An 18,727-nucleotide genomic window follows, 5' to 3' on the forward strand; every position below is an offset into this window, starting at 1 on the left:
TGACGTTGACCCCACCGACCCAGGGCGCACCCAAGCCATGTCAGCTCACCGCCACCCGCTCGGCGCCCACCTTCGCCTGCCCGCGCAGCTGCGCGGCCTTCGCGGCGACCTGCTCCGCCGTCTTCTCACCGGCGAACCGCTCCAGGTCCTCCGCCTGAAAATCGAGGTGCTTCGCCTGATTCCGGAGGATCCGTGCCTTCGTCAGCGTCGAAACCCCCACGCGGGACACGCCCGAGGTGCCGAAGTCCAGCGGCGGCTCATACCGGCACCCCATGAGCGCGTACAGCTGCTCCAGCAGCGGCGCCGCCTTCTCGTCCAGGTCGTCAGCATCCGCCCGCTTGGCCACGGCCTGGGCGCGCAGCTCGGCAGCCCTCGCCAGCAGCACACCCCGGCGGGCCTCGGCGAGCTGCCCTTCCGCCGTCGCCCTGGTCCGCTTGGTCAGCGCGAGGCCGGCACGCAGCCGGGCCGCCTCATCGGTGAGCTCCTCGGCCGCGTCGGGATCGTCCACCAGCCGGCCCGCAGCCGAAGCCTCGAACGCCTCCAGCTCCGCCGTCTTCGTCACCTCGTCGGCCGCCCACTTCTCCGCAGCCGCCTGCAGCCGGTCGACCTCAGCCACGGCCTGGGCAACACTCTTCGTCTCGGTCATCTCGGTCATCTCGGTGTCCTCCATACGAGTTCGGTCTGGTTGTGGATCAGTCGCCGGTCACCTGGCGGGCGTAAGCGCGCAGCCGGGCCACACCCTCGGCCAGGTCGAGGGTCGACCACTCAGCCCGCACCTTCGCCTGCACCCAGGCGACCGCCTCGGACAGGTCGAGCTTGTCCCGATCGGCCACCGCCCGGGCCGCCTCCCAGAACGCCACCTCGGCCTCACGGTGCAGGGCCGACTCCCGCATCTCCATGCGAGCCTCAGCCTCCGACCGCCCCCGGCCGATCGCCGCCTCCCGTGCCGCCTCTGGCGTCATCCCACGCAGCCGCTGGAAGCTCTCCACCAGGGCGTCGAACGGGTCAGCCGCGCGAACCCAGCGATCACCACCGCGGCCGCGCGCGGCCAGCCGCGCCGCCTCCGGCGTCATACCGCGCATGCCGCGGAACGTCTCCTCGAGGCTCTCCTCGTGCTGGATCCCCGACCGGCGGACTTCGTCCATCGCCTCGGCCGCGGTGCGGCCCAGGCCACGCCAGTCCTCGAACAGCTTCGCCGCCCGCGGCGGCAGCCCTTGAGCCTCCGCCAGCGCCCGCTCCTCAGCCCGGGCAGCCGCCTCACGCTCCGCCGCCTCACGCCGCCGGTCAGCCTCATCGAACCGCTCACGCAGCCGCCGGGCATCCTCCAGCAGCCGCCGCGATCCCTCCTGCAGCTGCCGCACACGCGCGGGCATCGCACCGGCCTCCACCAGCGCCCGCCGCACCCGAGCCCTGGCCAGCAGATCCTCACCGGCCTTCGTCATGCTGTCCTCCGCTCGTCACGCCAGGCCAACACCACGGCCCGGTCGTACACCCACTGCCGGCCGACCTTCTGGCCCAAGCCGTGGTCAGCGAGCTGACGCACACGCCGCTCCGTCACACCCAGCAGCACGGCCGCCTCCGCAGTAGTGATCTCCTCACCCGGCGATGGTCCCTCGATTTCCGCAACCGGGGTTTCCGCACTGCCGTCAACGGCAACAGGCCAGGTCAGATACACATCGGAAGCCCGAGCGATAGCCGCCCGCGTCTCCTCGATAGCCGCCCGCTGCTCCGGCAGCATCGGCGTCGTCTGCAGAAACTTCGGCAGGTAGGTAGCGAGCACCCGATCAACCACATGAGCGCCGAACCCCCACACCAGGGCCGCCCCCTCGACATACCGGGCCGACCTACGCTCCATCGCCCGCATCCTCGGCAGCCAGCGCCCCGATCTTCCGATCGAGGTACGCCACACCCAGCTCCAACGGCGTCCGCCCGGTCAGCTCGGCGACACCCGCGAGGCCTGCCTGACACAACCACGCCCCGAACGTCGCCCCCGCGTTCAACGTCTGCGCGAGCAGCACCACACGGGCGTCCTCACCATCCAGACCAGCGACGAGCTCCCGAACCGCCGCCTGATCGCCAACCGCGTCCAACCGCAACAGCGCCAGCGCAACCCGGCGAGCGCCCGGGTCGCTCAACTCACCCACCCGAGGTCACCGCCTGAATCTGCCGCGGCACGACCTCGCCCACCAGCTCAGGCCACCGCCCACGCACCCGCGTCACCGCAGCCACGTCGTCCCCCAGCACGGCGACAGCGCCCTCAAGCATGTCGTCGAGCACACCCCGGATCACCGCGACGAGCTCCATGCCCAACTGCTCGTTGATCCGCGCCTGATGCGCCTCGATCCCCAGCCGCACCATGTCCGTCAACGCCCGCCGATACTCGACCGTCAGCTCTTTCCACGCCTCGAACAGCACGTTCTTCCGCCGCACCTGATTCACATCGGCGTACTCCAACCGCCCCGCGTCCTGCGCGTCGTTCACCAGCTCGCCCAGCACATCCACCGCGTGCCCCATGACGCCGGCGATCCGAGACAACTCGGCCACCGGGTTGTCCACCGGCGGTGCATCCGGATCCGCCAACAACCGCCGCACCAGCGCCTGCGCCTCCACCCGCACCGCCGCCTCCTGATGCGTCGGAGTGCTCCCACCGTGCAACTTGCAACGGCCGATGCCGACGTGGTCCGTGCCCCACCCCGCCGGCTGCGTGCAGGTGCCCTCTCCCTGACGGAGGCGCCCCCCGCACCGGGAAGGGTCATGACGGTCGCCCGAATCGTCTCTGGTCATGACAACCGCCCTACGCCCACACCCGGGCCAGGCGCTCCCACAGCAGGTCCTGGCGGCCCCACACGGGGTCGAGGACGTCGATCTGCCAGGCGCCGAGCAACGCCTCCAGCGCGGCCGGGCAGTCCTCGCCGTACAGGTGCACGATGTCCGGCCCGTCGAGAGCGCCGCCGGCCCACGTGAACGCCTCGCCGTCGTCGATCGTGACCGGGATCTGCGTGGGGCTGTCCCACCCGGGCGGCGTGGCCACGGCGATCAGGTCGGTGCCGAGGATCGCGGTCTTGATGCGCTCGACGAGCTGCTCGTCGGCGAAGCCGGCGACCGCGGCCCGCTGCCCGTAGCCGTCGGTGAGGGGGATGCCGGGCTGGCTGAAGTCGGTGAGGTAGCCGGCGCGGTTGGCGGTGGCGAGGACGGGGATCAGCGGGGTGGTTTCCTCGTCGGGCCCGTCTGCGTACGTCGGCGAGTAGGAGATGGTGCCTTCGAGCCATTGGGCGGTGAGCTCGCCGAGGTCGGCGAGGGTGCGGGCGTTCTTCCAGAGGTGGGCGTGGGTGGGGGTGGTCATGGTCTTGTCCTTCGTGGTCGGGGTGCTACGCGGGGAGGGTGCCGGCGACGGCGTCGCAGATGAGGCAGATCTGGAATCCGCCGGGTAGGACGCGCTTGACGACGGGGAGGCCGTCGAGGGTGCGGCCGTTCTTGCGGCACAGCCGGCAGGGTTCGCTCGGCGGGGGGTCGGGGGTCATCGTGGCCTCGCTGCTGTCGTGTCGTGGCTTGTCCGGTCGCGGTGCTCGGCCAGCGCGATGCGGTGGGCCTCGGCCTGGGCGACGCCGTGCTCGGCGGTCAGAGCGTTCACGCGCCGGGCGATCTTGATGAGCTCTTGGAGGTCGGCGACCGACGCGCAGAGCCGAGACCGGCCGGCGGCCCTTCGCCGTCGGTGGAGGGGCGGGTCGTGTTCGATGGGGGCGACGCTCATGGTCATCTCCTGCTTTCGTGGGGTCTGAGACAGGCGGTTATTGGGCCTCACCAACCGCATTGGGTATCCGGTTCGGGCGCTGTGGCCTGCGAATACGCGCGGCGTTGGCACGGTGATGGCACCGTTTCGGATCGGCGAGAACGGCCGCGGCCGCCTGCTCGACGAGGTCGGCGTCGGGCGAGCGCTTCGGCGTAGGCGGCATTCACGGAGTCAGGGATGCCGGCATGAGATTCCTTGCGCGCGCGGCGTTCCGCCGATTGCCTCGGCCGCGCGCACAGCCCGACGCGCGTTCCGCTCGCGGTTCATGTGCGCCCCTCAGGGGGGTTGATGCGGTGGTATCGGAAGCCGTCTTCGACATCTATGTCGTTGGGTGTCCAGACCTGGTCGGCCGGCGGGTAGTAGAAGGCGGGCTCGATCGACGAGGTGGGTCGTCCCTCGGCGTCTGCGCCGATGACGACTGCCCAGCCGATGAGGGGACAGGTCGTCTGCGTCTTGTCGCCCGTGTCGATGACGGTGACGGTCCAGCCGGGGGCGGCGGGCGTGAGTGCGATCACGTTGTCTGGGGTGAGGTTCATAGGGGTCTCCAGGTTCAGAGGCAGAGGCAGTCGCGGCAGCCGGGCAGGGCGCCGTACAGCCGGTCGTACACGTAGTCGTAGGCGGCGGAGCTGCGGAGCAGCTCCTCGTGCAGGGTGGTGGCTGGACGGCGTCGCTGCTCCTCGGCCTCGTGGAGGGCGTCCAGGTCGCTGCGCTGCAAGATGAGGAAGTTCACCGCCGAGGTGGGGTCGAGCGCTTCCTCGGGCGGATAGCCGCGTTCCCAGCCGACGAGCTGGACGAGGAATGGCTTGATCGCGCTGTAGAAGAACCGGTTCGCACACCACTTGATCTCGCCGTCGGGTACGCCCTGTGTGGCGCGGGTGACGAGCATGTCGAGCGCGGTCAGACGTGGCTCGCAAGCGACGAGGGTCTCCCAGGTGATGGTGAGATCGGCGGCCGACGTGGTCATCGGCGAGCCTCGAAGCTGGCGATGGTCGGGATGGGCTCGGGGTGGAGCGTGATGCCGGCGCGGGCGGCCAGGTGCTCGACAGCCTCGGAGTAGCCGAGGCCGCGGGCGTGGCGGACGAAGGCGACTACGTCGCCTCCTGCATCGCGGCCGTGGCATTCAGGGCAGTGGTAGTAGCCACCGATGTGCAGCTGGCCGACGCGGCTGCAGGGCTTGACGGTGATCTCGTTCGTCTCGCCGTCGCTGTGGAAGGGGCACCGGCCCTTCAGGGTGCCGTCGCCGACGTCGAGGAGCTCGATGCCGTGTTCGCGGACGACGTCGGCGATCGGGCTCGCGTCGCGGACCTCAGCGATCTGCTGATCGCTGATGCGAGTCTTCGGCTGCCGCCGGCCGCGGGTGGCGTCCACGAGCGCGTTGGCGACGACTTCGGGGCCGACCTGCGCGGCGATCCGGTCGGCGATGGCGGCGACGAGGTCGTCTGAGTTGGCCGTGAGCCAGGTTGAGATGGCCTTCTCGGTGGCGTCCTCGACGAGGTCGGTGACGGTGACGGGGTGCTCGAGGAGCCAGCCGGCCCAGGCGTCGGTCACGCCGGTGGTCGTGCTGTTGTTGCGCGAGGTCATGGGTTTCCTTCCATGGGGGCGGGTTATTGGTCGCTCGCGGCGAGCCGGAGGTCGGCGGCGCCGGACGCGCGCGGGATGTGGGGGTCGCGGGCCATGTCCACGAACCGCGAGTAGTGGCCCTGGAAAGCGACGGTGATCGTGGCGGTTGGGCCGCCCCGGTGCTTGACCACCATCACGTCGGCCTCACCGGCCCGGGGCGACTCTTTGTTGTAGGTGTCCTCGCGGTGCAGCAGGATCACGATGTCGCTGTCCTGCTCGATCGCGCCGGAGTCGCGTAGGTCCGACAGCACGGGCCGCTTGTCGGTACGCTGCTCCGACTGCCGGTTGAGCTGCGACAGCGCGATCACCGGGATCCGGAACTCTTTGGCGAGCAGCTTGAGCGCGCGGGACAGGCCCGCGACCTCCTGCTGCCGGGATTCCGACCGGGTCGTGCCTTCCATGAGCTGGATGTAGTCGAGGACCAGGAGCCGGGCCGGGCGGCCTCGCTGCGCCATCCGGCGTAAGCCGGCCCGGAGTTGGTCGATGCTTCCGCCGGCCCGGTCGTCCAGCACGAGGTTTTCGCCGAACTCGCTGATACGGGGCATCACCTTGGCCAGACGATCCCAGCCATCCGGCGTGAGTTCCCCCGTCTTGAGCGCGTGAAAGCTGATCCGGCCCTCGGCCGCGGCGATGCGCTGCGTCAGCTCGTCGTTGCTCATCTCCTTGGACGCCAGGTAGACGGGCATGTCGTGCCGGATCGCTGCGCTCCTGGCGACATCTAATGCCATGGTCGTCTTGCCCACGGCCGGGCGCGCGGCGATCACCACAAGCTGGCCGGGTCGCAGCCCGCCACCGAGCAGGGCGTTCACATCCTGGTAGGGGACTGGCACCAGCGGCTCAGACGTGGGTGATTCCAGCCGGTCGAGCATGGCCACGAAGGTCGAGGCGAGCGTGGTCGTCTCGCCGTCGCCTTCGGCGGACCGGTCGATCAGGTCCTCATGAGCGCGGGCGACCATGGCGTCAGCCTCGGACGGGTCGCCCTCGTAGCCATATCGGGCGATCCGAGTACCGACCTGCACCAGCGTCCGCATGCGCTCGCAGTCCTTGACCAGGCGGGCGTAGTAGCCGACGTTTGCGGCGGTCGGCACGGCCGCGGCCAGGGGGTGCAGGTAGGGGCCGCCACCCATCCGGCCGCTTTCCTTCGCCCGGTCCAGCTCGGCAAGGACCGTCACCTCATCAACGGGCTCTCCGGCACCGTGCAGGTTCAGGATCGCCCCGTAGATGATCTGGTGTGCGGGCCGGTAGAAGTCCCGCGGCTGGAGGATCTCGGCTACTTCGTCGATGTGGTGGGCGGCGCCGATCAGCAGTGCGCCGAGCACGGATTGTTCGGCCTCGATGTTGTGCGGCAGGGTGCGCAGGTCGTCCATGTCGTTCATGTCAGGCTCCGATGAGGCGGGGGGTCGAGCAGACGGGGCAGGGACCGATTGACCGGTCTTCGTCGTCCAGAAGGCGGCGGTTGGGGTCGAGCGGGTCATGCCGGGGGTCGTCGCACATAGGCGGCAACGGTGCGGCCACCGTGGACGTGGCCGCGACCGGGGGCTCTCCAAGTTCCTTCAGGCGGGTGACCCACACGGCGGCGCGGGACGCGGCGGACCCCAAGTCGCGGGTCAACTCGGTGCGGAGCTGCTCGACCGTCCACCCGTCCGCCATGGCCTTGACGACGTAGGAGCTGAGGCGTGTTCGGTTGCCCCGGGTGAGCGTGCCAGGCAGTGAGGAGACGAGGTCGGCCGCGACCGCCTGGTGCTCGTTGCCGGCCCCGTCGTCGTGGCCCTGGCCGTCGTCGGCGGGGGGAGTCTGGGGCTCCCTCGTCGTCGCCTCCTCCTCCTGGCGGTGCGGCTGTGACCGCCGCGCCGTAGAGGAGGAGGTTTCCTCTTCCTCCTCTTCCTCCTCTGTAGGACGGTTTCCGTCCGGCGTTCGGTCAGAAACCGTCCTACGTTCGGCCGGAAAGCGTCCTACGTTCGCCGGACGGAATCCGTCCGGCGTTCGGCCATCGTCCGACCGGACGCCGGACGGTTTCCGTCCTACGTTCGCCGGACGGAATCCGTCCGGTGTTTCAGGTCGGAGCATGAGCAGGTAACGGACGGTGCTTGGCGCGTCCTTCCGGGGCGCTGCCCGACGATCAACCGAGATCGCACCTCCATCCAGCAGCGGCTGGACCGCTCGCCGTACTGCGCGTAGATCCGAGTCTGTGATCGGCGGCGTGCGGCCGAGGGCGTGCTCGGCCAGCGCTTCGTGGCCCTGGCCGTACCACGGCTGCTGGTCGGAGTCCAGCGAGATAAGGGCCATGTACGTCAGACACACCAGTGACAGCGGTGGGACCTTGCCCGCGTAGGTGGCATAGGCGAGCAGCGCGTTCGACGCGCCCATCAGCAGCCCCGCTTCATGGGCGCCTCGGCGAGGCTCCCGGGCTCTCGGATGAGCCGATCGATCCGGCGGAGTTCGTCCAGGCGCGCAGCGAGCCGGGCGCGGTCACGGGCGGACAGGCGGCGGACGGCTGCCGCGGTGCGCGGGCTCACGTCCGCCTCCCGCGTGTCAGCACCGCGGTGAGGCGCCGCGCGGTCGTGCGCCGGCGGGCCTCCCGATCCACAATCGCGTTGACCTCGGCGACGAGCTGGCCGCGGACGAGCTCCAGCATCTCGACGGCTCCCGACTCGTCGAGCGCGAGCGCGGCGGCCTCCCGGACGCGGGCGGCGATGGCCGTACGGCTCGCCTCGCATGCGCTCCCGTACGGGCCGCGGCGTTCGTCGGGCCCGCGCTCGGCGTCCCGGCCTATCATGTGAGCGTCGGTGGTCTTGCTGGCGAGTGAGACCTGGGGGCGGTGCTTCTTGGCGGAGGTGCCGCCCCTCCTCATTTCGAGCGGCATCTCAGGCGGCGACATCGGGGCCTCCGTAGAGCCACTGGATCAGGTCGTTCGTCGGGATCTTGATCACCCGGCCGAGGCGCAGGGCCCGTACGGGCCACTCCCCCCGCCGGATCAGCTCGTAGACCAGCCATGGGGAGACGCCGATCACGGACGCCGCGGTCTCAACGTTCGTCGTGGGCCCAAGGGCTTCGATGGCCTCGCGAGTCCAGTTGATAACCAGCTCGTCGTCGCTGCGCTGAGTCTGATTGAGTCTCATGCCTCACCGCCCAGGGCGAGCTGGCCCGGCCGGGCCCACAGGTGCATGTGCGTCATCACGCCGCCTGCGCCAGCAGTTCCTGAATCGAGCTCTCCGGGATGAGGTAGGCCCGGCCGACACGGACTGACTTCAGGCGCCCCGACTTGATGAGCGCTCGGACGGTGTGAGGGTGCAGGTCGAGCAGCTCGGCCGCCCGCGGAACGCGATATGCCCGAGGCTCCGGGGGAGGGAGGGGTGTCATGCCATCTCCAAAGAACTGTGTCACGATCTATGAAGGTTATATCAGTTACGTTTATTGATACTGAATGGGCCACAGATGTATGACGGGCTTCGACAGGGTTTGTTGAGGAAGTCTGGAGTAGCCTGGGCGACCATGACGTCCAACTCACAGCTGCACCCGCACCAGGTAGAGCAGGAACTGGCCAAGCTGTTTCCCGGTGGGCGGTGGTACGCCTATCTCGACGGCAGCGCGGTCGCAGGTGTCGACCTGGCTGCGCGATTCAGCGAGGGATCGTCTGGCCGGCTCGTCATGTCCGGCCTCGTGATCCTGGGTGATCAGATCGGCGCCGATCAACTGCGTGCCGTTCCAGTGACGGCATTGGAGAACTCGGCCAACCTGACTCGTAAGGATGTGCGGGAAGAGCTGGAGCGGCTGCCGCCCCTCAAACGCACCCCCGGGATGGAGCCAGAAGAGTTCTCCCGGCTGGTGGCCGAGCACTACAAGGTGTGGGCGCGTCGGGTGCCACACCCTGCCGCGGCAATGGCCGAGGAGCACGGGGTGAAGCTTGCGACGTTGCATACATGGATTCGAGAGGCTCGGCTTCGCGGGCTCTTGCCGCCGGCGAAGCGCGGCAAGGCGAAGTAGCCGGGGGGAACCGAGGGCCACCGGTGGTCTCCTTTCGCAGACGGGGGATCCGCGGCCGTGCACACTGGCATATTTCGGCGCTAACGTCCCGGCGCTGCGGATGTCGGGCAAAACCGCAGCTCACGCGCGTCCGTGCGGCCGCGGGTCGCGGGCGGGAGAAGTTCGGTCATGATGCGCGCTGTTGTTCCGGAAGGAAGGGCGCGAGGGTGTACCGGAGCCGCCGGAGGTCGAGCACCACGGCCAGGCGGTAGAGCGCCTCGACGCTTAGCTGGGCCTGACCGCGCTCGGCCCGCGACAGGTGCCCGCAGTCGAGCCGGGCAAGGGCCGCGGCGTCACGAAGGGACAGACCCTTTCGCAGGCGGGCTTCCCGAAGAGGCGATGCGCACACCGATGTCGGTTCGGCGCACATTGATGTAGCCATGGAGGGACCATACGATCTCTGCTGCGTCCGAGGCAACCTGAGTGTTGGAATAGCTTGTGTCGATGTGACCTCGCCGCTTAGGCTCCCCGTTGTGTCTGAGACATCGGAGCCACTCACGATCAACGAGGTGGTCGCCTTCAACCTGGCCAACGCCCGCCGTCGCAAGGGCTGGACCCAGGAGGAGACCGCAGAACGCCTGACCCAGATCACCGGCAAACGCTGGACGAAAGCGACCCTCGGCGCTGCAGAGCGCTCCTGGGAGACCGACCGGGTCAGGGAGTTCCACGCCGGCGAACTCGTCGCCTTCTGCGAGGTCTTTGGCCAGCCACTCGCGTACTTCCTGCTGCCGCCAGGGATTCCCGGCAAGAACGACGCGTTCGGCGTGGCGCCCGGCGGGTCGTGCCTTACGCACCTGGAGCTGCTCACCGCGATCCTGCCGCTGCACTCAACCGCCGAGTTCGTGGACGCCGCGAACGTGGCCACGCAGAAGAACGGCCTCTCGTGGGCACCTTCACGCCCCTCCTGGCATCGGCCAGAAGAGCACTACGCGGCGCAGGAGGATGGCCGCACCACGCCGGGGACGCCGGCGGATCGGGTACTCCCGGGCGGCACCGTCGTCGACGAGGCCAAGCGGCGGCGGGTGCTCGAGCTGCTCAGCGAGATCCGCCGGCTGATGGCACCCGAGGAATTCCCCCCGTTCTGACCACCAGGAGCCCCCCATGACCATGGCAAGCAGACGAGAGCGCGGCTTCGTCGACCCGAACGGGTGGCGGCGATGAAGCCATACAAGGCGTGTTCCTGCCGAGACCCGAAGACGGGGCGGCTGCTCGGCAACCGATGCCCTGAGATCAAGCTGGTCGTCCAGGACAAGAGCGGCTCCCCCAAGCTCGACAGGAGCGGGAAGCCGCAGGAGCGCTGGAATCCGAAGCACGGGGCGTGGTACGCCCGGTATGAGGCTCCACGCACCGCCGACGGCAAGCGCCGGCAGCCCCGCGTCGGCCCCTTCGACACCGAGAAGGAGTGCCTCGCCGCCCTCGCCGAGGCGCAAGGGCGCGTCAGCCGCGGCGAGCACATCGACGACCGGAACCTGAAGGTCAGCGACTACCTCACCAGCTACATCTCCGGCCGCCAGGCCGTCGAAGACGACCTGGCCAAGAGCACCATCGAGAGCTACCGCGAGGCCATCGAGCTGTACTTCAACCCCGGCCTCGGCCACCTGCGCCTGGTCGACCTCCGCGACGAGCACATTCGCGAGCTGTACGCGGCGATGCGGAAGATCAACCGGCCCGAGGCCGACGAGGACCGCTCGGACCTGATGCGCCGGCTGTTAGAGGCGCGCGCGAAGCGCGACGGCCGCCGCTACTCGACGCGCCCGCTGACCCCAGCCCGGATCAAGCGGATGCACGCCGTGCTGTCCAAGGCGCTCAACGACGCCGTCCGGGCGGGGAAGATCACCCGCAACCCGGCCTCTGTCATCACGTTCGGCAAGGCCAGGAAGGCGAAGCCGCTCCTGTGGACGGCCGAGCGGGTCGAGCGGTGGAAGGAAACGGGCAAGACGCCGGCCCGCGTCATGGTCTGGACGCAGCACCAAACGGGCGCGTTCCTCGACGCCACCGAGCAGGAGTGGCTGTACCCGCTCTTCCATCTCGCCGCGTACTGGGGCATGCGCCGCGGCGAGCTGGTGGGACTGGAGTGGGCCGATGTCGGCCTTGAGACCCGGCGCGTTCACATTCGCCAGGCGCAGCCCGACGACGAGCTCGACGACACGAAGACGGAGAACTCCGACCGGGTCATCACGATCGACGAGCACACCGCCGCCGTGCTGAAGGCCTGGCGAAAGCAGCAGACGGCCAAGCGGCTGGAGTGGGGCGAGGCCTGGGTGGACTCCGGGCGCGTGTTCACCCGCGAGAACGGAGAACCGCTACGGCCTAAGTGGGTCTCGGAGCGGTTCCTCGCACTGTCGGCCAAGGCCAGCCTGCCGCCCGTGCGCTTCCACGACCTCCGGCATGGCGCGGCCACGATGCTGCTCGCCGCCGGCGTGCCCATCAAGGTCATCTCGGAGATCCTCGGCCACGCGACGGCGGCGTTCACCTCCGACGTGTACACGTCGGTGGCGGAGGAGCTCGCCGAGCAGGCGGCCGTGGCGATCGCGGCGTTCGTGCCACGCCGGAACCGTGCCTGACCGCATGTGCCATCACTGTGCCGTCAGGAGCCAGAACATGATCGTTGAAATGACGAAGGGAGTCCGCGATCTCTCGCGAACTCCCTGGTCATTGGGCGGAGGCTCGGGGATTTGAACCCCGGATGGGCTTAAGACCCAAACCGCATTAGCAGTGCGGCGCCATAGACCTGACTAGGCGAAGCCTCCTGGTAGCGCGTTGCTCAGCACAGCGTACCGGCGATCGTCCAAGGCGGCAAAGCGGATTGCCGAGCGTCGTACGGGATCATTCCAGAGATCCCACGCTGCGGGCGTTTGGATGGATGCACAGCCCCTGTCCACAGGATGTGGACAAGGGCTGTGTACGCAGTGTGGATAACCCGCCTCAGCCTCAGCACGGGCTACGCCTGGCGGACGGCCTCGCCCTCGATCTCGATCTTGACCTTCTTGCCGACGAGGACGCCACCGGTCTCCAGGGCCTGGTTCCAGGTCAGGCCGAACTCCTCGCGGTCGATCTCGGTCGAGGCTTCGAACCCGAAGATCTCCTGGCCCCACGGGTTGTTGGCGGCGCCGTTGAACTCGACTTTGAGCTCGACCTCCTTGGTCACGTCACGCACCGTGAGGTCGCCGACGAGCGTGAACTCGTTGCCCGACAGGTTGCTCACCCGCTTGCTGCGGAAGGTGATCTCGGGGAACTTGTCGGCGCTCAGGAAGTCGTCGCTGCGCAGGTGGCCGTCGCGGTCGGCCGCGCCGGTCTCGATGGTGCCCGCCTTGATCACGACGTCCACGCTCGACTCGAGCGGGTTCTCGGCGATGGCGATCTTGCCGTCGTAGTCGGCGAAGTGGCCGCGGACCTTGCTGACCATCATGTGCTTGACGACGAAGCCGACGCGCGTGTGGGCCTTGTCCAGCGCGAACTCGCCGGCCGACGGGACCTTCAGGCCCTCCCACTCACGGATGCTCATGGCTGCTCCCCTGATTGTTGCTGCGCGGATGTCTCACTCAGCAAATGTCTACCGGAGAAATATTCCTCGCGTCAACTATCGTGGCGTAGACTTGGACCATGGACCCATTCGACGACCCCCGGCTCACGGCGATGGGCCTGTTGGCGGAGGTTTACACCGGGCTGTGCAGCAAGACCAGCCCGACGCTGGCCGCCGCCGGACTCTCCGAGGTCGACTTCGAGACCCTGCTCCGTCTTGCCCGCTCGCCCGAACGGCGGCTGCGGATGAGCGACCTCGCCGCCCAGACCTCACTGTCCACGAGCGGGATCACGCGCGTGGTCGACCGACTGGAACGCGACGGGCTCGTCGAGCGGCATGGCTGTGCCACCGACCGCCGTGCCTCTTACGCCGTGCTGAGCGAGGCGGGAGCGGAACGCCTGCGGGCCGTGCTCCCCAGGCACATCGACGACATCGAGACCTGGTTCACCGGGCTGCTGCCCGAAAACCGGCTCGCCGACTTCCTGGAGACGCTGCGGATGATCCGCGACGTCGTACGGCCCTGCGCGACCGCCGGCGTACGGGAGGTGAGCAGGGCGCCGAGGGCCAAGACAGGCTGATACACCCCGGAACGTGATTCCTGGGAACCGACCGGACGGGGTGGCGTAAACGATCGTTTTCTGGTGGACTCCATAATCCAGGAAACGGCTTTCCGACAGCCGACGCAGCCCCCCGTACCCGAGCCCATGGAGCACCCGTGCGTTTCCCCTCGCACGCACTCGCCATCCTCGCCACCGCCGTCCTCGCGGTTCCGGTCGCCGCTTCCACCTCCGCGTTCGCCGCGGCCGCGGCCTCACCGAGCCCGAGCCCCAGCCCGACGCCCGCTCAGACGCAGACGCAGACGGCCGCCGCCACGAGCCCGAGCCCGCAGCCGGTGGTCACCGTCACCAAGACGATCACCCCGAAGCCGGCCCCCAAGGCGACCCAGACCACGACGGCCAAGACGCCGAAGACGACGACGGCCCGGCCGAAAGGCGTGCCGAAGGACACCGTCCAGGTGACCGTCAAGAAGATCCTGGACGGCGACACCGCGGACGTCGTCACCGCGAGCGGCAGGACCGTACGGATCGGCCTGCTGGAGGCGGACGCCCCCGCCAAGGGCGCCTGCTGGTCCGAGGAGGCGCTCGCCCGCCTCATGACCCTGCTCCCGCCGGGCAAGCCGGCGTACGTCCAGGCCGCCGAGCAGGTGCCCGATCAGGGGCGCATCCTGATCTACCTGTGGTCGTCCACGGGGGTCTACGTCAACGGCGACATGGTCAGGACCGGCCTGGCCCAGGCCGTGAACTCCTTCCCCGAGCACAGCTTCACCGAGTGGCAATACTGGGAGCAGGTCCGCGCCCAGATGGACAAGCAGGGCCTGTGGTCGGGGTGCTGGGCGGCCGACACCTACGACAAGCGCTCGGGTGTGCAGACCCCCTCGGGGACCGGTGGCGACGCCCTGACCCCGGCGCCGATCGAGCCGGTGGACGCGTCCCCGGCCCCGCCCGGCACGTCGTACTCCCCCGAGCCCATCCCGCAGGGCGACACCAACTCGGTCGCGGTCAGCCCGTCTCCGACTCCCAGCCCCAGCCCGGGCGCCACGACCGACCCCAAGTTCGGCACCTGCGCGGAGGCGAACGCCAACGGCTACGGCCCGTACTACCGCGGGAGAGACCTCGAGTACGAGTGGTACGACGACCGCGACGACGACGGCATCGTCTGCGAGAGATGACGGTCAGTTGACCCTTTTGCGGGCGTCGGGCACGACCAGGTCGCCGCGCAGTTTGGCCATGCCGCGCGAGACCGAGCTCTTGACCGTGCCCACGCTGATCCCGAGGGTCCTGGCGATCTCGGGCTCGGTCATGTCCTCGTAGTAGCGCAGCACGATCGCCGTACGCTGCCGTGCGGGGAGGCGGTCGAGCGCCTGCTCCAGCTCGTCGTACCGGTGCCGCGCGTCCTGCTGCACCGGTACGTCGGGGAGCTCCTCCGAGGGGTATTCCTCCAGCTTGCGCCGCCGCCACCAGGAGATGTTGATGTTCACCATCGCCCGCCGCACGTAGCCGTCGAGCGACGACCGATCACGGATGCGGTCCCACGCGAGGTACGTACGCGCGAGAGCGGTCTGCAGAAGGTCTTCGGCGTCGCAGGGATTGCCGGTCAACTGGTTGGCCACGCGGAGCAGGGCCGCCCCGCGAGACTGGACGTACGTGCGAAACTCCTCATGGTTCACGATCTGGGATCACCAACCCGGCCAGAGAGGCATCTCGTGCCAGAATCGCAGCCGCGCTGCTGGATCCGGCTGAACCGAAATCCAGGTTTCGCACCTGCCTGGGCAAAGAGCGGGCAAGCCGGTGGCGGCCCGTCGCCCGTGCCGTACGTCCTGCCGGGCTGTGGTTTGCCCGAAACAGGTGGCAACGCCTTGCACCGGGAGGAGGAATATTGATCCCGGACGCCACCATCGCCCGGAAAACTACCTCTCCATCCCCCTCCGGCATGTGAGGCTGGAGAGCGTGGAAGGGGCGAAGCCGTACCGGGCCGGAGAGCGCAGGCGGAAGCTGGCGGCGGCCGTTCTCGGCCGCGACCCCCGGCCCGCGCCGCGGTCGCCGGAGGAGACGGAGCCGTTCGACGTGGTCAGCGGCGAGCTGCTCGACGTGAGCCCGCATCTGCTCATCGTCGAGACCGCAGGCGGCGAGCAGCGGCGCCTGGTGATCGCGCCGTGGGCGACCGCCTGGCGCGGGGGCACAGTGGCGCCCGCCGACCTGCCGACCGGGGCGCAGATCGTCGTCCGGGCGCTGCGCGGCGGCACGGTCGCCGAGCGCATCTGGGCGGACATCACCCGGATCACCGGCGTCATCCGGGAGGTCGGCGGCAGGCGCGACCTCACCGTCGAGCTCGACTGCGGCCCGCACCGAAGGGAACGGTCCATCGTCGTGCCCTACCGCTCGTCCGGTCGCATCCGGGTGCGGCATCCCAAGCTGGAGCCGGGCTACCTGTTCGACGCGATCGGGCTGCTCGACCAGGGCACGGCGCTCGCGCATCTGCCCGCGACCTCGCAGCCGCCGTACCGGGCCACGGCCGTGCCCCCGCCGCAGGCGACGTACGGCGGGAACGAGACGGGCATCTCGGGAACGGCGGTGTGGGCCGATCTCACCGACTTCGCGGACCTCCCGGACCTCCCGGATTTCGCTGAGAAGGGCGTCGCGGAGAACGGCGTCGCCTATCCCATGCTCGAACGGGAGGACACCGGCTGCGGCGACGCGGGCGTCTCCTGCGCCGGCCTGCCCTATCTCGCGCTGGGCTCGGTGCTGCGCGTACGCAACGTGTGCGACGGCCGGGCGGACGTGCTGCCGATCGTCGCGTGCGGATGCCTCACGGGGCGGTTCTGCGACCGATGTCTGGAATGCGGCACGTCCCCGCGCGGGAGGATCGTGGAACTGACCGCGTCCTCGTACGTCGCGCTCGGTGGAGACTTGACCAAGGGCTGCTTCAATGCCCGCGTCGGATTGGGGTGACCGGTGCTTTCGACCATCGCGGCTGCCGCGCTGCCGATCCTCGTGGTGACGCTGGTGCTGGGGGGCGTCGCCAAACTGGCCACGGTCGGGCGCGAGACGTCGCCGGGCGCGCTGGCCCGGCTCGGCCCGGCGGTGCTCATGCCGGAACGCTTCGCCAAGGCCGCCATGATCGTCTGCGCGCTGGTCGAGTTCGCGCTTGCGGCCGGCCTGCTGGTCGTGGACCACCCGGCCGCCCGGTGGCTGCCGGCCGTGTTCTTCGCCGTGGCGACGTACGTGCTGTGGGATCTGCGCAGGCGCCGGCCGGACGTGGGGTGCGGCTGCTTCGGAGACGTGAGCGACACCCCGGTCGGACTGCGGTCGATCGGCCGGGCCGCGGCGCTGACCGCGATGGCGGCCCTGATCGGGGCCGAAAACCTCACGGGACTGCCGCATCTCACCGCGGAGACCATGCTGTGGATCGGCGGAGGGGTCGCCCTGCTGCTCGCCTGCTCACCCGAGATCGACGGTGTCGTCTCGCGTCTGCGTCACCGGGCGCCGTGCGAGCAGCGGCCGATGCCGCCAGGGCGGGCGCTGTCGCGGCTGCGGGCCAGCGCGGCGTGGCGGGCCCACGCCGGGTCGCTGGTGGCGGACGAGCCCTCCGACATGTGGCGTGAACTGTGCTGGCGGTTCTTCGTCTTCCCGGCCCGGGGCGAGGCGGAGGTCGTGTTCGCCGTGCAGCTCAGCGGGCGGCGTCCCGCCGTACGGGCCGTCATGGTCGGGGCGGACGGCCAGGTGGTCGCGCCCGACGAGCTCGGCGACGCCTCTCTGCGGGAATCTACGCCTGTATCGGCCTGACGCTATACACGCGTAGATTCCCGCATCGAGGTCTTTCACTTCAGCTCTCTACGGCTCTCTAGCTTCCCCTCTAGAAAGCCGTAGAGAGGTCGATGGGCGCGCCACTCATAGCGGCTGCGCGCGGAGGAACCTCCCGAAATGCGGCACGGTGAACCCGATCACGCCGCGCTCGGCGCTGTAGATCAGGCCTTTCTTGATCAGGCTGTCGCGAGCCGGGGACAGGCTCGACGGCTTGCGGCCCAGCGTCTCGGCCACCTCGGCAGTCGGCACCGGGTCGTCCCCGAGCTGGGCCATGGCGTGCATGTAGTCGCGCTCGGCGGGGGTGGCTCGCTCATATCGGCTGCCGAAGAAGCCCACCGCGAGCTCCTCCTCGGCCTCCGGGGCCGACACCTTGATGTCCTCGGCCGTGATCGGGCTGCGCGGGGCGAGGTCCCAGGCGACCTTGCCGTACGCCTGGACGAAGTAGGGGTAGCCGTCGGCCGCCTCATACAGCGCGTCGAGCGCGTCGGGAGTGAACTCGACGTCCTCGCGGGCGGCCGGGGCGATCAGCGCCAGGTCGGCGGCGTCGCGGTCGAGCCGGTCGATGCGAGCGTATCGGAACAGCCGCTCGGAGTAGCTCTTGCTCGCCGACAGCACGCTCGGCAGGTGGGGCAGGCCGGCGCCGACGACGATCAACGGGCCGCCGTTCTGCGACAGCTCGTGGCAGGCCGCGCACAGGGCCGAAACGTCGGGCGCCTGCACGTCCTGCATCTCGTCGATGAACAGCGCGATGCCGACACCGAGGTCGGTCGCCACGCCCGCGGCGTCGACGAACAGCTCGGTCAGGTCGATCTCCAGGTCGCCGGAGTCGGCCCGGCCGCGCGCGGCGGGCACGTCGATGCCGGGCGACCAGTGCGAGGTGCCCTTCGCCGCGGCGGGGTCGCGCATCGCGAACGCCTTGAGCACGCCGAGGAACTCCTCGATCCGCTCGGGGGCGCGGTGCCGGGGCGCGAGCTCCCTGATGGCCATGTGCAGCGCGGCGGCAACCGGGCGGCGGATCGACTGGTCGGGCCTGGCCTCGATCTTGCCGGTGCCCCACAGCCGCTGCATGGCCATGGACTTGAACGTGTTGAGCAGGACGGTCTTGCCCACGCCGCGCAGGCCGGTGAGGACCATGCTCCGCTCGGGGCGGCCACGGGCGACCCGCTCGAGCACGATCTCGAACTGCTGCAGCTCGCGGTCGCGGCCGGCGAGTTCCGGGGGGCGCTGGCCGGCGCCGGGGGCGTAGGGATTGCGCACGGGGTCCACGCTCTCGGACTTTATGACGGGATATAGCGGCCGTCGTAGATTTCCGTAGAGAGCGGTAGGGCGTGTCGCCCGGCGCGGCCGCGGCACGCACCGCCCGGCGGCGGGCGGAGCCTGAGCCGGGACGACCGGGACGACGACGGG

27 protein-coding genes and 1 tRNA gene are annotated in these 18,727 nt (G+C 69.7%); 7 read left to right on the plus strand and 21 right to left on the minus strand.

Translation table 11 applies throughout. The annotated features are described in order from the left end of the window. Positions 1–40: 40 nt before the first annotated feature. From FLV34_RS28430 to FLV34_RS28500, 16 genes are all read right to left on the minus strand, one after another. Positions 41–655 carry a hypothetical protein gene (locus FLV34_RS28430; RefSeq protein ID WP_147944541.1) on the minus strand — a complete coding sequence of 205 codons (615 nt, stop codon included), beginning with the start codon at positions 653–655 and terminating at the stop codon, positions 41–43. A 37-nt stretch (positions 656–692) separates the two neighbouring features. Continuing rightward, on the minus strand, positions 693–1,442 hold the full coding sequence (locus FLV34_RS28435; RefSeq protein WP_147944542.1) for a hypothetical protein: 750 nt from the start codon (positions 1,440–1,442) through the stop codon (positions 693–695). Then, positions 1,439–1,855 (minus strand): helix-turn-helix domain-containing protein, encoded by a 417-nt coding sequence (locus FLV34_RS28440; RefSeq protein ID WP_187280761.1) that lies wholly within the window; start codon positions 1,853–1,855, stop codon positions 1,439–1,441. The genes FLV34_RS28435 and FLV34_RS28440 overlap by 4 nt, the downstream gene beginning before the upstream one ends. After that, positions 1,845–2,144, minus strand: a complete 300-nt coding sequence (locus tag FLV34_RS28445) for a hypothetical protein (protein ID WP_147944544.1) — start codon at positions 2,142–2,144, stop codon at positions 1,845–1,847. Before FLV34_RS28445 ends, FLV34_RS28440 begins: the two co-directional genes overlap by 11 nt. Continuing rightward, complete coding sequence (locus FLV34_RS28450) at positions 2,137–2,616, minus strand: hypothetical protein (RefSeq protein ID WP_147944545.1); 480 nt, start codon at positions 2,614–2,616, stop codon at positions 2,137–2,139. Before FLV34_RS28450 ends, FLV34_RS28445 begins: the two co-directional genes overlap by 8 nt. 178 nt (positions 2,617–2,794) lie before the next feature. After that, positions 2,795–3,343 (minus strand): hypothetical protein, encoded by a 549-nt coding sequence (locus tag FLV34_RS28455; protein ID WP_147944546.1) that lies wholly within the window; start codon positions 3,341–3,343, stop codon positions 2,795–2,797. 25 nt (positions 3,344–3,368) lie between these two features. Further along, positions 3,369–3,521, minus strand: a complete 153-nt coding sequence (locus FLV34_RS40775) for a hypothetical protein (RefSeq protein ID WP_187280762.1) — start codon at positions 3,519–3,521, stop codon at positions 3,369–3,371. Beyond that, on the minus strand, positions 3,518–3,751 hold the full coding sequence (locus tag FLV34_RS28460) for a hypothetical protein (RefSeq protein WP_147944547.1): 234 nt from the start codon (positions 3,749–3,751) through the stop codon (positions 3,518–3,520). The genes FLV34_RS40775 and FLV34_RS28460 overlap by 4 nt, the downstream gene beginning before the upstream one ends. Before the next feature lie 302 nt (positions 3,752–4,053). Beyond that, entirely contained in the window at positions 4,054–4,326 is a 273-nt protein-coding gene (locus tag FLV34_RS28465; protein ID WP_147944548.1) for a hypothetical protein, read from the minus strand. A gap of 14 nt (positions 4,327–4,340) precedes the next feature. Beyond that, positions 4,341–4,754 (minus strand): hypothetical protein, encoded by a 414-nt coding sequence (locus FLV34_RS28470; protein ID WP_147944549.1) that lies wholly within the window; start codon positions 4,752–4,754, stop codon positions 4,341–4,343. Then, positions 4,751–5,371 carry a CHC2 zinc finger domain-containing protein gene (locus FLV34_RS28475; protein ID WP_147944550.1) on the minus strand — a complete coding sequence of 207 codons (621 nt, stop codon included), beginning with the start codon at positions 5,369–5,371 and terminating at the stop codon, positions 4,751–4,753. The genes FLV34_RS28470 and FLV34_RS28475 overlap by 4 nt, the downstream gene beginning before the upstream one ends. A 23-nt stretch (positions 5,372–5,394) precedes the next feature. Continuing rightward, positions 5,395–6,786: a replicative DNA helicase gene (gene dnaB, locus FLV34_RS28480; RefSeq protein WP_147944551.1), complete on the minus strand. Its 1,392-nt coding sequence runs from the start codon at positions 6,784–6,786 to the stop codon at positions 5,395–5,397. Between the two features lies 1 nt (position 6,787). Continuing rightward, positions 6,788–7,777 (minus strand): hypothetical protein, encoded by a 990-nt coding sequence (locus FLV34_RS28485; protein ID WP_147944552.1) that lies wholly within the window; start codon positions 7,775–7,777, stop codon positions 6,788–6,790. A 145-nt stretch (positions 7,778–7,922) separates the two neighbouring features. Next, positions 7,923–8,288 carry a hypothetical protein gene (locus tag FLV34_RS28490; RefSeq protein WP_147944553.1) on the minus strand — a complete coding sequence of 122 codons (366 nt, stop codon included), beginning with the start codon at positions 8,286–8,288 and terminating at the stop codon, positions 7,923–7,925. Further along, positions 8,275–8,529, minus strand: a complete 255-nt coding sequence (locus tag FLV34_RS28495) for a hypothetical protein (RefSeq protein WP_187280763.1) — start codon at positions 8,527–8,529, stop codon at positions 8,275–8,277. Before FLV34_RS28495 ends, FLV34_RS28490 begins: the two co-directional genes overlap by 14 nt. 55 nt (positions 8,530–8,584) lie before the next feature. Continuing rightward, a complete protein-coding gene (locus tag FLV34_RS28500; RefSeq protein WP_147944554.1) occupies positions 8,585–8,770 on the minus strand; it encodes a helix-turn-helix domain-containing protein in 186 nt (61 codons plus the stop codon). Between the two features lie 132 nt (positions 8,771–8,902). On the opposite strand from FLV34_RS28500, the gene FLV34_RS28505 reads away from it, so the two are divergent. Further along, on the plus strand, positions 8,903–9,394 hold the full coding sequence (locus tag FLV34_RS28505) for a hypothetical protein (RefSeq protein WP_147944555.1): 492 nt from the start codon (positions 8,903–8,905) through the stop codon (positions 9,392–9,394). A 166-nt stretch (positions 9,395–9,560) separates the two neighbouring features. On the opposite strand, the gene FLV34_RS43445 is transcribed toward FLV34_RS28505, so the two are convergent. Further along, positions 9,561–9,815, minus strand: coding sequence for a helix-turn-helix transcriptional regulator (locus tag FLV34_RS43445; RefSeq protein ID WP_147944556.1), 255 nt, complete (start codon positions 9,813–9,815; stop codon positions 9,561–9,563). A gap of 127 nt (positions 9,816–9,942) precedes the next feature. Between FLV34_RS43445 and FLV34_RS28515 the strand changes: the two genes are divergently transcribed. Both FLV34_RS28515 and FLV34_RS28520 read left to right on the plus strand, forming a co-directional pair. Beyond that, on the plus strand, positions 9,943–10,518 hold the full coding sequence (locus FLV34_RS28515) for a helix-turn-helix domain-containing protein (protein WP_147944557.1): 576 nt from the start codon (positions 9,943–9,945) through the stop codon (positions 10,516–10,518). 72 nt (positions 10,519–10,590) lie between these two features. Continuing rightward, complete coding sequence (locus tag FLV34_RS28520) at positions 10,591–11,997, plus strand: tyrosine-type recombinase/integrase (RefSeq protein ID WP_147944558.1); 1,407 nt, start codon at positions 10,591–10,593, stop codon at positions 11,995–11,997. 96 nt (positions 11,998–12,093) lie between these two features. Here the strand turns inward: FLV34_RS28520 and FLV34_RS28525 are convergent. Continuing rightward, positions 12,094–12,183: transfer RNA gene (locus FLV34_RS28525), tRNA-Ser, on the minus strand. Positions 12,184–12,374: 191 nt separating this feature from the next. Continuing rightward, positions 12,375–12,938, minus strand: coding sequence for a YceI family protein (locus FLV34_RS28530; RefSeq protein ID WP_142650248.1), 564 nt, complete (start codon positions 12,936–12,938; stop codon positions 12,375–12,377). A 98-nt stretch (positions 12,939–13,036) separates the two neighbouring features. On the opposite strand from FLV34_RS28530, the gene FLV34_RS28535 reads away from it, so the two are divergent. Both FLV34_RS28535 and FLV34_RS41820 read left to right on the plus strand, forming a co-directional pair. Then, the gene (locus FLV34_RS28535; RefSeq protein ID WP_147944559.1) at positions 13,037–13,534 is read left to right on the plus strand and encodes a MarR family winged helix-turn-helix transcriptional regulator; all 498 of its coding nucleotides are present in this window, start codon (positions 13,037–13,039) and stop codon (positions 13,532–13,534) included. 137 nt (positions 13,535–13,671) lie between these two features. Further along, a complete protein-coding gene (locus FLV34_RS41820) occupies positions 13,672–14,685 on the plus strand; it encodes a thermonuclease family protein (RefSeq protein WP_147944560.1) in 1,014 nt (337 codons plus the stop codon). 3 nt (positions 14,686–14,688) lie between these two features. Here FLV34_RS41820 and FLV34_RS28545 read toward each other — a convergent pair whose 3' ends face one another. Next, entirely contained in the window at positions 14,689–15,186 is a 498-nt protein-coding gene (locus FLV34_RS28545; protein ID WP_142625083.1) for a SigE family RNA polymerase sigma factor, read from the minus strand. Positions 15,187–15,463: 277 nt separating this feature from the next. On the opposite strand from FLV34_RS28545, the gene FLV34_RS28550 reads away from it, so the two are divergent. Together FLV34_RS28550 and FLV34_RS28555 are read left to right on the plus strand one after the other, a co-directional pair. After that, complete coding sequence (locus tag FLV34_RS28550) at positions 15,464–16,465, plus strand: hypothetical protein (RefSeq protein ID WP_142650246.1); 1,002 nt, start codon at positions 15,464–15,466, stop codon at positions 16,463–16,465. 3 nt (positions 16,466–16,468) lie between these two features. Further along, positions 16,469–17,299 carry a MauE/DoxX family redox-associated membrane protein gene (locus tag FLV34_RS28555; protein ID WP_147944561.1) on the plus strand — a complete coding sequence of 277 codons (831 nt, stop codon included), beginning with the start codon at positions 16,469–16,471 and terminating at the stop codon, positions 17,297–17,299. A gap of 105 nt (positions 17,300–17,404) precedes the next feature. Here FLV34_RS28555 and FLV34_RS28560 read toward each other — a convergent pair whose 3' ends face one another. Further along, positions 17,405–18,586 (minus strand): ATP-binding protein, encoded by a 1,182-nt coding sequence (locus tag FLV34_RS28560; RefSeq protein ID WP_142567879.1) that lies wholly within the window; start codon positions 18,584–18,586, stop codon positions 17,405–17,407. Between the last annotated feature and the right edge of the window lie 141 nt (positions 18,587–18,727).

Origin of the sequence: Microbispora sp. CSR-4 (assembly GCF_008033685.1) — a bacterium.
Taxonomy (GTDB): Bacteria; Actinomycetota; Actinomycetes; order Streptosporangiales; family Streptosporangiaceae; genus Microbispora.

Coding starts and splice junctions, on each gene's coding strand:
- FLV34_RS28430 (WP_147944541.1), bottom strand. CDS start 655: ATGACCGAGATGACCGAGACGAAGAGTGTTGCCCAGGCCGTGGCTGAG.
- FLV34_RS28435 (WP_147944542.1), bottom strand. CDS start 1,442: ATGACGAAGGCCGGTGAGGATCTGCTGGCCAGGGCTCGGGTGCGGCGG.
- FLV34_RS28440 (WP_187280761.1), bottom strand. CDS start 1,855: ATGGAGCGTAGGTCGGCCCGGTATGTCGAGGGGGCGGCCCTGGTGTGG.
- FLV34_RS28455 (WP_147944546.1), bottom strand. CDS start 3,343: ATGACCACCCCCACCCACGCCCACCTCTGGAAGAACGCCCGCACCCTC.
- FLV34_RS40775 (WP_187280762.1), bottom strand. CDS start 3,521: ATGACCCCCGACCCCCCGCCGAGCGAACCCTGCCGGCTGTGCCGCAAG.
- FLV34_RS28460 (WP_147944547.1), bottom strand. CDS start 3,751: ATGAGCGTCGCCCCCATCGAACACGACCCGCCCCTCCACCGACGGCGA.
- FLV34_RS28465 (WP_147944548.1), bottom strand. CDS start 4,326: ATGAACCTCACCCCAGACAACGTGATCGCACTCACGCCCGCCGCCCCC.
- FLV34_RS28470 (WP_147944549.1), bottom strand. CDS start 4,754: ATGACCACGTCGGCCGCCGATCTCACCATCACCTGGGAGACCCTCGTC.
- FLV34_RS28475 (WP_147944550.1), bottom strand. CDS start 5,371: ATGACCTCGCGCAACAACAGCACGACCACCGGCGTGACCGACGCCTGG.
- dnaB (WP_147944551.1), bottom strand. CDS start 6,786: ATGAACGACATGGACGACCTGCGCACCCTGCCGCACAACATCGAGGCC.
- FLV34_RS28485 (WP_147944552.1), bottom strand. CDS start 7,777: ATGGGCGCGTCGAACGCGCTGCTCGCCTATGCCACCTACGCGGGCAAG.
- FLV34_RS28490 (WP_147944553.1), bottom strand. CDS start 8,288: ATGTCGCCGCCTGAGATGCCGCTCGAAATGAGGAGGGGCGGCACCTCC.
- FLV34_RS28495 (WP_187280763.1), bottom strand. CDS start 8,529: ATGAGACTCAATCAGACTCAGCGCAGCGACGACGAGCTGGTTATCAAC.
- FLV34_RS28500 (WP_147944554.1), bottom strand. CDS start 8,770: ATGACACCCCTCCCTCCCCCGGAGCCTCGGGCATATCGCGTTCCGCGG.
- FLV34_RS28505 (WP_147944555.1), top strand. CDS start 8,903: ATGACGTCCAACTCACAGCTGCACCCGCACCAGGTAGAGCAGGAACTG.
- FLV34_RS43445 (WP_147944556.1), bottom strand. CDS start 9,815: ATGGCTACATCAATGTGCGCCGAACCGACATCGGTGTGCGCATCGCCT.
- FLV34_RS28520 (WP_147944558.1), top strand. CDS start 10,591: ATGAAGCCATACAAGGCGTGTTCCTGCCGAGACCCGAAGACGGGGCGG.
- FLV34_RS28530 (WP_142650248.1), bottom strand. CDS start 12,938: ATGAGCATCCGTGAGTGGGAGGGCCTGAAGGTCCCGTCGGCCGGCGAG.
- FLV34_RS28535 (WP_147944559.1), top strand. CDS start 13,037: ATGGACCCATTCGACGACCCCCGGCTCACGGCGATGGGCCTGTTGGCG.